The following is a 13929-nucleotide window of genomic DNA, read 5'->3' as shown; positions in this document are numbered from 1 at the left end:
GGTACCCCGCAGACCGCCCCGCTGGGGGCGGTCTTTTCCGCGGGTTTCGTCCGCCACGAGACTCGCGGAAAAGACTGAAATTCGCCGAGAAGCCGCACCATGTCCGTCACCTCATCCACCCCTGCCGTCGCTTCTTCGGCTGCTGTGCAGGCGCCTGCGAGCAAGCCGCGCCGCTCGCACTGGACACGCCGCCTGGCCATTGCGCTGGTCGTTGCCCTTGCGGGGGGCGGCGGCGCGCTGGCCTGGGGCATGCACGAGCAGCCGAGCATTCCCCCCGTCGTTTGGCTGCAGCATCCGGTGCAGAGCTTCACTTTCGCGCTAGGCGGCAATCCGCATCCGGTGCAGCTCGCGCTGCCGCCCCTGCAACCCCTCTCGGCCGTGGCGCAACTGGGGCGTCAGTTGTTTTTTGATACGGCGCTTTCAGCCTCGGGCAAGCAGTCTTGCGCGTCTTGTCATGATCCGGCCTATGGCTACAACCCGCCGCCGGGCAGTGGGCCGGTGATGCTGGGCGGGCCGAATATGACTACACCCGGCTTTCGCCCGCCGCCGTCGCTGGCCTACCTCTACCGGCAGCAGCCGTTCTCCATCGGCCCGGACAACGAGGAGAACGAAACCATCACCCTGCAGCAACTCGCGGCGCTGGGGCAGACCAGCCAGCGGGCGCAGAAGACCGCGCAGAGCACGGCGCAGTCGGTACAAAATCTGGTGCCCACCGGCGGGCTGTTCTGGGACGGGCGGGTCAATACCCTGCAGCAGCAGGCGGGTGGCCCGCTGTTCAACCCGGTGGAAATGGACGCGGGCACGCCGCAGCGCGTGGCCGCCATCATCGAGCGCCAGCCGTATGCCAAGATGTTTTTGCAACTCTTCGGCCCCAATGTGTTTGCAGACCCGAAGCAGACGGTTTCCGAGGCGTTGTTTGCGATCGCCCGTTACCAGATCGAAGACCCGCAGTTCCACGCCTTCAACAGCAAGTACGACGCCTGGCTGCAGGGCAGGGCGACTCTGACGTCGCAGGAAATGCGCGGCTATCTGGCGTTCAACGATGTGAACAAGGGCGATTGCGCTGCCTGCCATTTGGATCAGCCGACCAAGGATCATCTGCCGCCGCTGTTCACCGACACGCAGTACGAGGCGCTGGGCGTGCCGCGTAATCCACAGATTCCGGCGAACCAGAACCCGCACTACTTCGATATCGGGCTGTGCGGCCCCTTCCGGACCGACCTGAAAAACCAGACTGCCTACTGCGGCATGTTCCTCACTCCCACGCTGCGCAATGTGGCGCAGCGGCCGGTGTATTTCCATAACGGGGTCTATCACTCGCTCAAGCAGGTGCTCGATTTCTACAACTTCCGCGACGTGCAGCCGGGCAGAATCTACCCCACCGTGGACGGCCAGGTGCGCAAGTACGACGACCTGCTGCCGCAGTACCGCGCCAATGTGGACGTGACCGATCCGCCGCTCAACCGCAAACTGGGCGAACAGCCCGCGATGACCGCGCAGGACATGCGCGACATCATCGCTTTCCTGCACACCCTGAACGACGGCTACACGCCGCTCAAGCCGACTTCATAAGCCGGTTGCATCAAGCGCGGCTTCATCACCGCAGGATGCGCCGCTTCAAGCGGCCATGGCCGGGGGGTTCAGCCGCTCGCACAAGCTGGCGAACAGCTGCCGCAGGTCGAGCCGGGCGCCGCCGTGCAGATGCGAGCGCAGGGCGCCCTCGGGCGACACCCAGTGCAGGGTGCCCATGCGGCGGATGGCGTAGCCGCGCTGATGCACGCCTTGCACGATGGCCCATTCGCTGCCCGCTTGCTCATGCAGCAAGACACGGCCGAGCGCGGCCGAAACGGCGTGCAGCTGCTCGGGTGTGGGCGCGGCCGGGTGCTGCGCAATGAGGTTCTGGAGAATGGGCAGATCCTGCAAAGTGCCGCTGAGCACATCGCCGCCGCCCTGGGCGAGCACCAGCGCGTCGGCTTGCTGCAACCATTGCGCGAGCTGTTGGGTATCGGACGGTTCAAGATGGAACAGACGCATCACGGTCTCCTGTCAAGTCGATTCGGGGGTGCCACAGCTTGTACGCCCAATGCGGTGACAAATCATGTGCTTCCGAGTGTGGGGCAGGGTTTTTGTGCGGCGCAACTTTGTGTCGAAGCGCTCGGCGTCTGCAGGACAATCTGCGCATGTCCTCACCCGCCATCGCCCCGCAGACCGAATCGGCCCGCATGCATATCGCCCCGGATTTCGCGGGCATGGAACTGCTGACGGCGCGTTATGTGCATCACCGGTTTGCACCGCATGTGCACGACACCTTTGTCGTGGCCTTGATCGAACAAGGCAGCGAGCGCTTTCGTTGCAGACGGGCGGAAGGCGTGGCGAACGCGGGAAGCATCATCGTGATCCCGCCGGCAGAGGTGCACACAGGCCAGAGTGGCGGCGAGTCCGGCTGGTCTTACCGCGCACTTTACCCAGCGCCCCAGAAATTAGGCGAACTCATGGCCGAGCTGCGCGACGGCGATGCGCGGCTGCCGGTGTTCGATCGGGTGGTGTTCGACGACCCGGCGTTGTTCCGTGCTTTGCAGGGCTTGCACGCCGTGCTGATCGCCTGCCGCGATCCCTTGCTTCGCAGCTGCGCTTGGCGCGAGGCCATGACGCCGCTGTTGCGCCACGCCGGGGTGGTCGAGCCCGCCACGGGACGCGAGGATGTCGCCGTGCGCCGAGCGCAGGAGCTGTTGCGGGCCGACCCCAACGGAGCGTTGACTCTCGACGATCTGGCGCGCGCGGTGGGCCTGAGCCCCTGGCACCTCAACCGTGTGTTCTCGCGCAGCGTCGGACTGCCGCCGCATGCCTTGCGCAACCAGTGGCGGCTGGCGCAGGCCAAGCGCCTGCTGCGCGGCGGGCTGAGTCCGGCGGAGGTGGCGGCGAGTCTGGGCTTTGCCGACCAGTCGCATCTGCACCGGCTGTTCAAGCGCGCCTTCGGTGTCACGCCTGGCGGTTATATCCAGAGCAAGAACGTTCAAGACCGCATCGAGCCGTTCCGCTAGTCTGTGGGCATGACTTCGATTTCTTCTGCCTCGCCTCACCCGGCGGGACGTTCCACCGAATTTCTCCTCGGCGCGCGCGATACCCTGCCGCTGCTCCTGGGCGCTGCGCCCTTCGGGCTGATTTTCGGTGCGCTGGCATCGGCCAGTCCGCTGGGCATCGTCGGGGCGCTGGGCATGTCGGCGCTGGTGTTCGCCGGATCGGCGCAGTTCATCGCGCTGAGTCTGCTGGGTACCGGCGCCAGCGCGCTGGTCGTGGTGTTCACCACTCTGGTCGTCAACCTGCGCCACTTGCTATACGCCGCCAGCCTGCAGCCGCAGATGGCGCGGCTGCCGCAGCGCTGGCGGGTGCTGCTAGCGTTCTGGCTGACCGATGAGACCTACGCCGCGGTGCATCACCGCTACGCGCACGACGACGGCGCGCCGTTCAAACACTGGTACACGGCGGGGTCGGGCGCGGCGATGTACGCCAACTGGCTGGGCTGGACGGCGGTCGGCGCGTTTCTGGGGCAGGCCAGCCCGGCCTTGACGCATCTCGGCCTCGAATTCGCGCTCGTGGCCACCTTCGTGGGCATCGTCGCGCCGCTGCTGCGCGAACGTCCCAGCATCGCCGTGGCCCTCACTGCGGCGGTGGTGGCGCTGGCGGCGCGCGACCTGCCGTACAAGCTCGGCCTGATGCTCGCCGCCTTCGCCGGGGTGGCGGTCGGGGTGTGGATGGATGGTCGCCGCCGTCTGCAAGCCGCAGGAGACCCGCGATGAACTGGAGCCTGTGGGCGGTGATCGTCGGCATGGCGGCGGTGACCTTCGCCATCCGCTACACCCTGTTCGGCTTGGGCGGGCGGCTGAGGTTTTCGCCGCGAGTGCAGCAGGCGCTGCGCCATGTGCCGGTGGCGGTGCTCACCGCCATCGTCGTGCCCATGGTGTTGCTGCCCGACGGCCAGCACTGGGATTTGAGTTGGCGCAACCCCTGGCTGGCCGGTGCGCTGACCAGTGCCGCGCTGGCACTGGGTACGCGCAAACTACTGGCCGCCATCGCGGGCGGCATGGCGGTGTATCTGCTGTGGCGCTTCGGCTTGGCTTGATTTACTTGACTGCGGCCAGCTTCTTTTCGACTTCCTCTTGCGGCAGGGCGCCTTCCATGCGGTCGCCGTCGGTGAAGATCAGCGTGGGGGTGGACGAAATGCCCAGCTTCTCCGCGAGTTCCACATTGGCCTTGAGCGGATCGACGCAAGTCGCCGCGGCCGCGGGCGGCTGCACTTGCTTGTTCATCCAGTCCAGCCAGGCCTTGCTGCGGTTGGGGGCGCACCAGATGTCGCGCGCCTGTTGCATCGATTCGCGGCGGATGATGGGCACGACGAACACATGCAGCGTGACGTTGCTCATCTTTTCCAGCGTGGCTTCCATCTTGTGGCAGTACGGGCAATACGGGTCTTCAAAAATCGCGATCTGGCGCTTGCCGTTACCGAACACCAGCTTGAACGAGTCTTTGAACGGCAGATCCTTCCAGTTCACCCGGCGCAGATCGTCGATCCGGGCCTTGGTGACGTTGGTCTGGGTCTTGGTGTCGAAAATCTCGCCAGCGAACAAAAAGGTGGCCTTGGCGTCGGTGTAAAAAATCTTGCTGCCCACGTCCACTTCATACAGCCCGGCATAGGGGGTTTTGATGATCTTGGCGCTGGCAGGCAGACCCGGCATGGCCTTTTCGAGTGCGGCGCGGGTTTCGGCCAGGGTTTGCGCCATGACCGGCAGAGACAGGAAGGCCGCGGACAACGCGACCCCGCGCAGAACGCGCGCGACGGAGCGGGAGAGCAAAGAGTTCATTTAGGCGGGAATGCGCACAAACGCGCGTCAGGCAAGATAGGGAAGACCCGAAGCATAGCGGGTGAGCAACTGCCGGACGGGCGGCAGGGCATTGGCGGTCTGCAGGCCCAGCGCGCGCAGCGGCCCGGGCACCCGGCTGCCCGCGCCGTACAGCCGGGCGAGGGTGTCGGTGGTGGTGGCGAGCGCCAGCACCTGTTCGGCCCGCGCGCGGGAATAACGTCGCAGCAGCCGCGGGTCGTGCACGGCCTGGCCGGCGCTGCGCTGTTGCAGGGTGCGGGCCAGCACCTGCACGTCTTGCAGACCCAGGTTGAGGCCCTGACCGGCCAGCGGATGCACGCGATGCGCGGCGTCGCCAATCAGCACCAGACCGTCGGCCACGGTGCGGCGGGCCAGTTGGCGCTGCAGACGCCAGGCTGCCGCGGGGCCGGTGGCCTGCAGCGGCCCGAGGTGTTGCGCGCGCAAGGCGGGCAGGTGCGCTTCGACGCGCTGCGCCAGAGCCTGCGGCGGCAGGGCGAGCAACTCTTGCGCCAGCGCCTCGGGGGCCGACCAGACCAGCGACACCATTGGCCGACCCTGCATCGGCGCCAGCGGCAGCAGGGCGATCACCCCGCCGTCGGCGAAGGTCTGGAAGGCGACGCCCTCGTGCGATGCGGCGCAGAGGAAATTGGCCACCACGCCGCGCTGCTGGTAGTCGTGCGTATCCATCGCGATGCCCGAGACCTTGCGCACCAGACTGTCCTCGCCGTCGGCGCCGATGAGCAGCGCGGCCTGCAGGGCGCGGCCGTCATCGGTCTGCACCTGCCAGCCTGCCGCCGCGGGCTGGCGTTGCAGCCGCGCGGCCTGGGCCGGGTCGATCACAACCCGACGCTCGAAGCGCAGCGCCAGATCGAACGCGGTTTCGATCGCATCGGACTCGACGATCCAGGCCAGCGCCTCGCTGCGGGCGTCGCGGGCATCGAAGGCGAGCTGGGCGCCATCGGCGCGGATGTGCATGGCCTGTATGGGCTGAATGCGCTCAGGCGGCATCTGCGGCCAGACCCGCAGCTCTTCGAGCAATTGCCTTGAGGCGGCGTTGAGCGCGTAAAGGCGCTGGGCATAGCCCTGGGTCGGCAGGGCGGCGGCCGGGCGCGCGCCCAGCAGGGTGACCTGCAGCCCGATCTGCGCCAGCGCCAGCGCGCAGGCCTTGCCTGCAATGCCGCCGCCGCAGATCAGAAGGTCGGAAGAAGGGGAGGACATGATGGAATGGCTGCGCTTGAAGCGCTGTGTTTCTGGGAACTTCGGGCTGTCAGACAAGCTGCCTAAAATCGGCCGCCATGTTGACCGACAAAACCCGCATTGTGCCCCCGGCGCATCAGCGCCTGGGCGTAATTCCCGCCCATGACTGAGGTCACTGCGCCGCAGCCCGAAGCGCCCGCGCCGCGCAGGCGCTGGCCGATGCGGCTGTTCAAGGGGCTGCTGGCGGCGCTGCTGGCTGCGGTCATTCTGGTGGTGGGCGGCATGAGCATTCTGCTGCTTACCTTCGATCCGAACCAATACAAGGCTACGCTGATCCAGGTGGTGCAGGAGCGCGAGCACCGCACGTTGACGTTGCCCGGCACGATCGAGATCACGCTGTTTCCGCCACTGACGCTGCGCACCGGGCCGTTTTCCTTGAGCGAGCGCGACTCTCCCGCCGTTTTCGCGCGGGCTGACGATCTGCGACTGCACCTCGATCTGTTCGCGCTGCTGCGGCGCAAGCTGGTGGTCGATCGGGTGGTGATGATCAAGCCGCAGATTCATGTGGCCCGCGACGCGCAGGGGCGTTTGAATTTCGCCGACCTGCTGCCCGACAGCAAGCCCGAATCCGCGCCCCCGCGCAGCCCGCTGGGCCTGTCGGTGCACCGTCTGCAGGTGGAGCAGGGCGTGCTCTTTTACGACGACGACAAGGCCAAGCTCCACGGCCAGCTCGACGGCCTGGACGTCGGCCTTTCCGGTCTGGACGGCGGCAACGCCGGGGCCTTCCACCTGGAGACCACGGCGCGCTTCGTCCAACCCGCGCTGGCAACCCGCATCGCCCTGCGCGGCAAGTTGCTGGCCGACCCGGCGCAGCACAGCGTGGCGCTGACCGATCTGGCGCTGTCGGCGCAGGGCGATGTGCCGGGACTGAAGGCGATGCAGGCTCAGCTCAGCGCCGACCAACTCGGGCTGCGCACTGGTTCATTGTGGGCGCTGACGGCGCGGCAATGGCGCATCAAGACCACCGGCCGCACAGAGAGCGGGGAAAACTTGAGTGCGCAGATCAGCCTGCCAACGCTCGAAGCCAAGGGCGACACCGTGCAGATCGGGCCGCTTGATGCCAGCGCCGAGATCGGCGCGGCGCAGGCGCTGCAGCTGCAGTGCAAGGCCCAGCAGGCCGCGGGCGCCTGGAGCGCGCTGCGCGTTCCCGTGGCGCAGTGCGATGTGCAGCGCGGCGCCGCCGGAAAGCCGGGGGCGATGCGCCTGACCCTGGCCTCGCCGCTGCAGCTCGACCTCACTCATGCGCACTATGTTCTGCCCGCGATCAAGCTCTCGGGCCAGCTCACCCCTAGCGCCAAACCGCAGACCCTGGCGCTGCAGGGCAATGCGCAATACGACGGCGGCGCGAACGGCCCCATGAGCGGACCTACCGCGCAGTTTCAGCTCCAAGGCCTGCTGGCCGGCAGCGGGATGAAGCTGTCGGGCGGCTGGGCGCAGCCCGACACCCTGCGCCTCGACGTGAATGCCGACCGCCTCAACCTCGACGATTGGCTGCCGCCGCCCGCCGCCCAACCAAAAGCCGCCGCGCCCGCGCCTGCCCCCATCGACCTGGCAGCCTTTCAAAAACTCGGGCTGGGCGCGCAATTCAAGATTGGCAGCCTGTTGTTCAAGGGCATGCAATGGAGCGCGGTGCAGGGCCAGTTGACCAGCGACCGCAAGACGCTGGCCTTGCAGCCTTTCAGTGCGCAGGGCTTTGGCGGCAGTGTGGACGCGAATCTGCGGGTGAATCTGGCGCAGCAGCAATACACCCTGCAGCAAAGCGGGCGCGATGTCAGCGTGCAGCCGGTATTGCAGGCCTTGGTCGGCAAAGATTTTTTGCTCGGCAAGGCCAACTGGACGATGAACCTGTCGGCACAGGGCCAGACGCTGCCCGCGCTCATCGCCAGCCTTTCGGGCAAGGCGCGGCTCGATGTGCGCAACGGCGCTGTGAAGGGCTTCAATCTGGCACAGATGCTGCGTAACGCCCGCGCCCTGCTGGCGGCACGCAAGGATGGGCAGTTCGCCGCCACCGCGGGTGAGCAGACTGATTTCACCGCGCTCGGCGCCACCTTTGTGCTGCAGAACGGGGTGGCGAACAACAGCGACCTAATGGTGCAGAGCCCGCTGCTGCGCGTGGGCGGCGAGGGCTGGTTCGATCTGCCCCGGCAGCGTCTGGACTATCTGCTGCTGCCCGCCGTCGTCGGTTCGCCGCGCGGGCAGGGCGGGGCCGATCTCGCGGTCTTGCGCGGCGTCACCGTGCCGGTGCGTATCGCGGGCAGTTTTGCCCAGCCGAGCTACACCGTGTTGTGGTCGCAGGCGGGCGGGAATCTGTTGAAGCAGACCTTGAAAAATACCTTGCAGAACGAACTGCAGAAACAGCTCGCACCCGCCCAGGCCCAGCCGCTGCAGAAGGCGGTTCCTGGCCTGTTCAAGGGTTTGTTTCCTTGAACCCAGAATTTCCATTAGGCGGGGCTACGCCCCTACATGGGCGCTGGCGGGCGGTTTGGGGCGTCTTCGCCCCCGCGCTTCGCGCCCATAGCTCGGGCTATGGGCTTGTCGCGCAAGGCCAAATCCATCCCCAATCCGCCGCGCCATCATCCCATGTCCCAATGGAAAATCTGGGTTGAAGTAGGGCCAGCAGGCCCTAAAGCCGCAGCACCACTGGCCAGTCGGGCAACTCGTTGCGTTTTTCGCTGCTGCGCGGCGGCGCATGCAGGGCGAGCAGGCCGCTGACTTCGGCCACGCCCTGCAGCGCGGCGGCCTCGAAGCGGCCTTGGCGTAGCAGCGCTTCCATGCTGCGGCACACCTGCTCCCAAGCGTCGCTCGGCACCCGTTGGTGGATGCCGCGGTCGGCCACGATTTCCACGTCCCGCTCGGCCAGCAGCAGGTAGATCAGCACTCCGTCCTTGTGCTCCGTATCCCAGACGTGCAGGTGCGAGAACACCTCGATAGCGCGCTCGCGGGCGCTCAGGCCGCGCCAGAGTTCGGGCAGATCGAGCGCGCCTTCAACCGCAAAGCGGATTTCGCCGCCGTGCGCCTGCTCAGCGGCGTGAATGGCCCTGGCAATGGCGGCCAGCGTGGCTTGCGGAAACGCCCGGCGGGTTTGCCAGGGCGCAAAGCGCAGGTGTCGCAGCAGACTGGACCAACGCATCTCACCACCGGCCCGAAGCGCCGCCTCCGCCAAAACCGCCACCGCCGCCGCTGAATCCTCCCGAGCCGCGGTCATTGCCGCCGCCGAATCCGCCGCCGCCGAAGCTACCACCACCCATGCGTATGCCGCTGAACACGGCGAGGAAGGCGAGCGCGCCGAAGGTCAGCCCCAACAGCACGGAGCCGACGAGCCACCACCCCACGCCGCCTGCGATCAGTCCGCTCAGCCCGGCGCCGACGGTGCGGCCGAGCACGCTGCGCAGCACCGAGCCCAGCACGACCGCGCCGATCAACACCATGAAGCCGATTTCCTGCGCGCTGGATCGGTTTGCGCCCGGCGAGGTGGCCTGCGGCGGCGGCAGTTGCTCGCCGTCGATCAGCTTCATCAGTTGTTGCACGCCGGCCTGCAGTCCGCCGAAATAGTCGCCCTGCTTGAACTGCGGGGTGATGACCTCGGCGATGATGCGCTTGGCGATGGCGTCGGGAATGGCGCCTTCCAGCCCGTAGCCGACTTCGATGCGCATGGCGCGGTCGTCTTTGGCGACGAGCAGCAGCACGCCGTCGTCTTGCGCCTTACGGCCCAGCTTCCACGCCTCGGCCACGCGAATGCTGTATTGCTCGATGGCTTCCGGCGCGGTGCTGGGCACCATGAGGATGGCGATCTGGCTGCCTTTGCGCGTGGCGAAGGCTCGCAGTTCCTGATCGAGCGTGGCGGTTTGCTCCGCGGTGAGGGTGCCGGTGAGGTCGGTGACCGGCGCGGTGAGCGCGGGCACCGGCGCCAGCGCGGCCCAGACCAGCGTGCCAAGTCCGCACAGCAGCAGCGCGGCCAGCCAGCGCTTCCAGAGTCCGCGCAACAGCGTCATGCGGCCTTACTTCGATGCGGCAGGCGCGGGGGCGCCGCCGAAGTCCACCTTGGGCGCCACCGAGATGGCTTTCTCGTTCTCCACGGTGAAGCTGGGCTTGACCTTCATGCCCACCACCATGGCGGTGAGGTTGCTGGGGAACTGGCGCACCAGGTTGTTGTAGTTCTGCACGGCTTCGATGTAGCGCATGCGGGCCACGGCGATGCGGTTCTCCGTGCCTTCGAGCTGGGCCTGCAGATCGCGGAACACGCCATCGGCCTTGAGCTGCGGATAGTTTTCGGACACCGCGATCAGGCGCGACAGCGCGCTGGTCATCTGCGCCTGCGCCTCCTGGAACTTGGCAAAGGCGGCCGGATCGTTGATGGGTTCGGGCGTGGCCTGGATCTGGCCGACCTTGGCGCGCGCCTGCGTCACTTGGACGAACACGTCTTTTTCATGCGCGGCGTAACCCTTGACCACGTTCACCAGATTGGGCACCAGATCGGCCCGGCGCTGATACTGGTTGAGCACCTCGGCCCAACTCGCTTTGATCTGCTCGTCGGACGACTGCAAGGCGTTGTAGCCGCAGCCGCTCAGGCTCAGCAGGGCGGCGGAAAGCAAGAGAAGGGATATCCAGCGGCGCATGAAAGAGTCTCCGGAAAAAAGGAACAAACACGGGAAGAAACACGTTGAACCCAGATTTTCCATTAGGACATGGGATGATGGTGCGGCGGGTTGGGGATGGATTCGGCCCTGCGCGACAAGCCCATAGCCCGAGCTATGGGCGCGAAGCGCGGGGGCGAAGACGCCCCAAACCGCCCGCCAGCGCCCATGTAGGGGCGTAGCCCCGCCTAATGGAAATTCTGGGTTGAAACAAGAGTACGAAGCATATCGCCGCAATGTTCCGTTCCGGGGCGAGTCGGGGGTATGCTGCATGCCTGCAAAAAATCGCCGCGCCCATGAGTACCCCACGGTCCGCCGAGCTCGATCTCGGCATTCACACCCAACCGCCCCAGCATCTCGACTTCAGCGAGACGCAGCATCCGCTCGAAGTCCTGGCGCATGAGGGAGATGCGGCCGCGCAAGAGTGGCTGGGTGCGCACTATCACGACCGCAAGGACTTTGTTCATGCGGCGCACTGGTATCGCAAGGCGGCCGAACAGGGTTCTGCCGGGGCCAGGTACAACCTGGGCTGGCTCTACATACACGGGCGCGGCGTGGAACAAAGCGATGCGCAGGCGCTGGATCTGTGGCGCCAAGCCTGCGAAGCGGGTTTGGCCCGGGCGATGAATGGTCTGGGTTTTTTGTACGAGCATGGGCGCGGGGTGCCCCGCAGCGACGCGCAGGCCCAGGTCTGGTATCAGCGTGCCGCAGAGGCGGGCGACGCGGCGGGCCAGTGCAATCTGGGCATTTTTCTGCTCAACGGACGTTGCGGCCCGGCCGATCCTTCGGGCGCTGCGGCGATGTTCTCTCTCGCTGCGCATCAGGGCCATCGTGAAGCCTGCTACCGCTACGGACATCTGTTCGTCACCGGCCAGGGCGTCGAGCAGGACGATGCGCAGGCCGTGGCCTGGCTGCGCAAGGCCGCCGAGATGGATATGCCCGAGGCGCAGCGCGAGCTCGCCGCGCTGCTGGCGATGGGTCGGGGCGGCAGTCTCGACTACACCCAGGCGGCCGGCTGGTACCAGCGGGCGGCGGAGCTGGGCGATGCGCAGGCGCAGTTCGGTCTTGGCGTGCTGTACTACCGCGGGCTGGGCAAGCTGCCTGACGTCGAGAAAGCGCGGCATTGGTGGACGCTGGCCGCCGCGCAAGGTGAAGAACGCGCCCGCAAAAATCTGGCGCTGCTGGCCAAGGGTGTGAGGCGCTGAAGCGGACATGCCCTCTGACATGCCTCTACTGACCGATTTGCGCCGTCTGCGGGTAGACCCCGAAGACAACCTCGACCTCTCGGACCGCGCCACGCAGATCGACCTGCCGGGCGACCCTTCCAAAGACGAGATCGAGGCCGAGCTCGACCGCCTGCGCGGCCAGATCGGCGAGCTGCAGGACGCGATGTTCACCCGTCGCGAGCAAGCCCTGTTGGTGGTGCTGCAGGGCATGGATTCGGCGGGCAAGGACAGCACGACCAAGGCGGTGTTCACCGGGGTGAATCCGCTGGGCATCCACGCGGCGTCGTTCAGCGTACCCAGCGTGCAGGAACGGCGGCACGACTTTCTCTGGCGGGTGCATGCGCAGGTGCCGCCGCTGGGCTGCATCGGCGTGTTCAACCGCAGTCATTACGAGGAACCGGTCATCCGCCGGGTGCACGGTGAGTTGAAGAACGGTGAGATGAAGCGCTATTTGCGGCAGATCGCCGATTTCGAGCAGATGCTGGCGGAATCGGGTACGGCCATCGTCAAGTGTTTTCTGCACCTGAGCTTTGACGAGCAGCGCGAGCGCTTGCAGGAGCGCATCGACAACCCGCTCAAACACTGGAAGTTCGACCCGTCCGATCTGCAAGAGCGGCAGTTTTGGAAGTCGTATCAGGCCGCCTACAGCCAGGCGCTGGCGGCGACTTCTACTGCGCAGGCGCCCTGGTATGTGGTGCCGGCCGACCGCAAGCCGGTGCGCAATCTGATTGTGGCGCGTCTGGTGGTGCAGGCGCTCGAGGCGCTCAAAACCCCGCCGCCCGACCCCAAGCCCGAGCTGGCCGGGCTGAAGGTGGTTTGAGGTCTGAGTTTTTTACAACATGCGGCGCAGGCTGCCGTCGCGCAGGATAAAGGCGTGGTACAGCGCTGCAGCAACGTGCAGACCGATCAAGCCGAGCAGCCCCAGAGCGACCACTTGATGCGCGTCGCCCAGCAGCTCAGCCCATGTGGCGTTGGCCGGAAACAGCGCGGGCAGCGGCCATAGTCCCAGCCAATGCACCGGCCACTCGCGGGCCGACGCGGCCAGCCATCCCAGCAGCGGCAGCAAGACGAATCCGGCATAGAGCAGCGCATGCGTGGCCTGGGCCGCAAGCGCCTGCCAGGCGGGCATCGGCGGGTGCGGCGGCGGTGTCTTGATCAGCCGCCACAGCAGGCGCAGCACGAAAAGGGTGAGGATGGTCGTGCCCACGCCGATATGCCAGGTCGCCAGCGCATCTTCAGGCGCGCCGCGGTGATCGGTCATCAGCCAGGCCAGGGGATACTCCAGCAGGATCAGCGCCACGATGGCCCAATGCAGCAGGCGGGAGACGGGGTGATAGCGCGCTTCGGGCAGGGCGATTGTGGACATAGTGAGCAAGGCCGCACGGGGCAGCGGCTGAAAATCAGAATGCCCACAACATAACCCGCCTCACTTAGCGCGGGCTGAGTCCGTTCACACCCGCTTAGTTGCAAGTCTTGCCATGCGCCGGATGATCGCCCGCCGCTTTGGCAGCCGATTCGCTCATGTATTCGCCGTGCTTGGTCTTGCCGTAGTACTTGTCGCCCGGGCAGTGATAAACCTTGGTCGAGGCATTCACCCACACCTTGCCCGCGCCGCCGCCCGCCGCCGCTGCCATGCCTGCGCCCGAGGTTTGCATGGAGTGATGCTCTTCTTCCTTCTTGGTTTCTTGGTGGGCTTGCTCCGTTGCGGGTGCGGCGGATTCCTGCGCCTTGCTCACGCAGGATTTGATGAACTCGGTGCGATCCTTGCCTTTGAGGCTTTGCTCCTTGGCCTGTTTTTCGCACTGCACTTTTTGTTCGTGTTTTTTCAGCAAACCGGCCGAGGCGATCGTGGGGAAGGCCAGGGCAGCGCTGGTCAGCGCGACGGCGAGCAGGGTGGTGTGTTTCATCGAGCAAACCTTTCTTCAGCAGTGTGGG

The 13929-nt window shown here is 66.4% G+C and carries 15 protein-coding genes; 7 read left to right on the top strand and 8 right to left on the bottom strand.

Annotated features, from left to right (window positions below; all coding sequences use genetic code 11):
* Window positions 1–99 precede the first annotated feature (99 nt).
* A complete protein-coding gene (locus tag THI_RS14955) occupies window positions 100–1572 on the top strand; it encodes a cytochrome-c peroxidase (protein ID WP_013107097.1) in 1473 nt (490 codons plus the stop codon).
* Between the two features lie 45 nt (window positions 1573–1617).
* Here THI_RS14955 and THI_RS14950 read toward each other — a convergent pair whose 3' ends face one another.
* On the bottom strand, window positions 1618–2034 hold the full coding sequence (locus THI_RS14950; protein ID WP_013107096.1) for a DUF3806 domain-containing protein: 417 nt from the start codon (window positions 2032–2034) through the stop codon (window positions 1618–1620).
* Between the two features lie 146 nt (window positions 2035–2180).
* On the opposite strand from THI_RS14950, the gene THI_RS14945 reads away from it, so the two are divergent.
* Genes THI_RS14945 through THI_RS14935 form a run of 3 tightly spaced genes read left to right on the top strand, consistent with a single transcriptional unit; the run spans window position 2181 to window position 4120 of the window.
* On the top strand, window positions 2181–3041 hold the full coding sequence (locus THI_RS14945) for a helix-turn-helix domain-containing protein (RefSeq protein WP_013107095.1): 861 nt from the start codon (window positions 2181–2183) through the stop codon (window positions 3039–3041).
* A gap of 9 nt (window positions 3042–3050) precedes the next feature.
* Entirely contained in the window at window positions 3051–3797 is a 747-nt protein-coding gene (locus THI_RS14940) for an AzlC family ABC transporter permease (RefSeq protein WP_013107094.1), read from the top strand.
* The gene (locus THI_RS14935) at window positions 3794–4120 is read left to right on the top strand and encodes an AzlD domain-containing protein (RefSeq protein WP_013107093.1); all 327 of its coding nucleotides are present in this window, start codon (window positions 3794–3796) and stop codon (window positions 4118–4120) included. The genes THI_RS14940 and THI_RS14935 overlap by 4 nt, the downstream gene beginning before the upstream one ends.
* 1 nt (window position 4121) lies before the next feature.
* Here the strand turns inward: THI_RS14935 and THI_RS14930 are convergent, their stop codons facing one another.
* Both THI_RS14930 and THI_RS14925 read right to left on the bottom strand, forming a co-directional pair.
* On the bottom strand, window positions 4122–4859 hold the full coding sequence (locus tag THI_RS14930; protein WP_013107092.1) for a DsbC family protein: 738 nt from the start codon (window positions 4857–4859) through the stop codon (window positions 4122–4124).
* Window positions 4860–4886: 27 nt separating this feature from the next.
* Window positions 4887–6095 carry an FAD-dependent monooxygenase gene (locus THI_RS14925; protein WP_013107091.1) on the bottom strand — a complete coding sequence of 403 codons (1209 nt, stop codon included), beginning with the start codon at window positions 6093–6095 and terminating at the stop codon, window positions 4887–4889.
* 141 nt (window positions 6096–6236) lie between these two features.
* On the opposite strand from THI_RS14925, the gene THI_RS14920 reads away from it, so the two are divergent.
* Window positions 6237–8561, top strand: a complete 2325-nt coding sequence (locus THI_RS14920) for an AsmA family protein (protein WP_013107090.1) — start codon at window positions 6237–6239, stop codon at window positions 8559–8561.
* 196 nt (window positions 8562–8757) lie between these two features.
* Here THI_RS14920 and THI_RS14915 read toward each other — a convergent pair whose 3' ends face one another.
* From THI_RS14915 to THI_RS14905, 3 genes are read right to left on the bottom strand one after another with little or no spacing between them, the layout of a single operon-like run.
* The gene (locus tag THI_RS14915; protein WP_013107089.1) at window positions 8758–9264 is read right to left on the bottom strand and encodes a TPM domain-containing protein; all 507 of its coding nucleotides are present in this window, start codon (window positions 9262–9264) and stop codon (window positions 8758–8760) included.
* Between the two features lies 1 nt (window position 9265).
* Window positions 9266–10126, bottom strand: a complete 861-nt coding sequence (locus THI_RS14910; protein WP_013107088.1) for a TPM domain-containing protein — start codon at window positions 10124–10126, stop codon at window positions 9266–9268.
* Between the two features lie 6 nt (window positions 10127–10132).
* A complete protein-coding gene (locus THI_RS14905; protein ID WP_013107087.1) occupies window positions 10133–10750 on the bottom strand; it encodes a LemA family protein in 618 nt (205 codons plus the stop codon).
* A gap of 314 nt (window positions 10751–11064) precedes the next feature.
* Between THI_RS14905 and THI_RS14900 the strand changes: the two genes are divergently transcribed.
* On the top strand, window positions 11065–11973 hold the full coding sequence (locus tag THI_RS14900; protein WP_013107086.1) for a tetratricopeptide repeat protein: 909 nt from the start codon (window positions 11065–11067) through the stop codon (window positions 11971–11973).
* A 7-nt stretch (window positions 11974–11980) separates the two neighbouring features.
* A complete protein-coding gene (locus THI_RS14895) occupies window positions 11981–12814 on the top strand; it encodes a PPK2 family polyphosphate kinase (protein ID WP_013107085.1) in 834 nt (277 codons plus the stop codon).
* 12 nt (window positions 12815–12826) lie between these two features.
* On the opposite strand, the gene THI_RS14890 is transcribed toward THI_RS14895, so the two are convergent.
* Window positions 12827–13360: a cytochrome b gene (locus THI_RS14890; RefSeq protein ID WP_013107084.1), complete on the bottom strand. Its 534-nt coding sequence runs from the start codon at window positions 13358–13360 to the stop codon at window positions 12827–12829.
* Window positions 13361–13454: 94 nt separating this feature from the next.
* Window positions 13455–13901, bottom strand: coding sequence for a PsiF family protein (locus THI_RS14885; protein WP_013107083.1), 447 nt, complete (start codon window positions 13899–13901; stop codon window positions 13455–13457).
* Between the last annotated feature and the right edge of the window lie 28 nt (window positions 13902–13929).

This window comes from Thiomonas arsenitoxydans (assembly GCF_000253115.1).
GTDB lineage: Bacteria > Pseudomonadota > Gammaproteobacteria > Burkholderiales > Burkholderiaceae_C > Thiomonas > Thiomonas arsenitoxydans.
This window is presented reverse-complemented; position numbering and strand designations above follow the sequence as displayed.

Coding starts and splice junctions, on each gene's coding strand:
- THI_RS14955 (WP_013107097.1), top strand. CDS start 100: ATGTCCGTCACCTCATCCACCCCTGCCGTCGCTTCTTCGGCTGCTGTG.
- THI_RS14900 (WP_013107086.1), top strand. CDS start 11,065: ATGAGTACCCCACGGTCCGCCGAGCTCGATCTCGGCATTCACACCCAA.
- THI_RS14930 (WP_013107092.1), bottom strand. CDS start 4,859: ATGAACTCTTTGCTCTCCCGCTCCGTCGCGCGCGTTCTGCGCGGGGTC.
- THI_RS14945 (WP_013107095.1), top strand. CDS start 2,181: ATGTCCTCACCCGCCATCGCCCCGCAGACCGAATCGGCCCGCATGCAT.
- THI_RS14940 (WP_013107094.1), top strand. CDS start 3,051: ATGACTTCGATTTCTTCTGCCTCGCCTCACCCGGCGGGACGTTCCACC.
- THI_RS14950 (WP_013107096.1), bottom strand. CDS start 2,034: ATGCGTCTGTTCCATCTTGAACCGTCCGATACCCAACAGCTCGCGCAA.
- THI_RS14925 (WP_013107091.1), bottom strand. CDS start 6,095: ATGTCCTCCCCTTCTTCCGACCTTCTGATCTGCGGCGGCGGCATTGCA.
- THI_RS14920 (WP_013107090.1), top strand. CDS start 6,237: ATGACTGAGGTCACTGCGCCGCAGCCCGAAGCGCCCGCGCCGCGCAGG.
- THI_RS14895 (WP_013107085.1), top strand. CDS start 11,981: ATGCCCTCTGACATGCCTCTACTGACCGATTTGCGCCGTCTGCGGGTA.
- THI_RS14885 (WP_013107083.1), bottom strand. CDS start 13,901: ATGAAACACACCACCCTGCTCGCCGTCGCGCTGACCAGCGCTGCCCTG.
- THI_RS14890 (WP_013107084.1), bottom strand. CDS start 13,360: ATGTCCACAATCGCCCTGCCCGAAGCGCGCTATCACCCCGTCTCCCGC.
- THI_RS14905 (WP_013107087.1), bottom strand. CDS start 10,750: ATGCGCCGCTGGATATCCCTTCTCTTGCTTTCCGCCGCCCTGCTGAGC.
- THI_RS14915 (WP_013107089.1), bottom strand. CDS start 9,264: ATGCGTTGGTCCAGTCTGCTGCGACACCTGCGCTTTGCGCCCTGGCAA.
- THI_RS14910 (WP_013107088.1), bottom strand. CDS start 10,126: ATGACGCTGTTGCGCGGACTCTGGAAGCGCTGGCTGGCCGCGCTGCTG.
- THI_RS14935 (WP_013107093.1), top strand. CDS start 3,794: ATGAACTGGAGCCTGTGGGCGGTGATCGTCGGCATGGCGGCGGTGACC.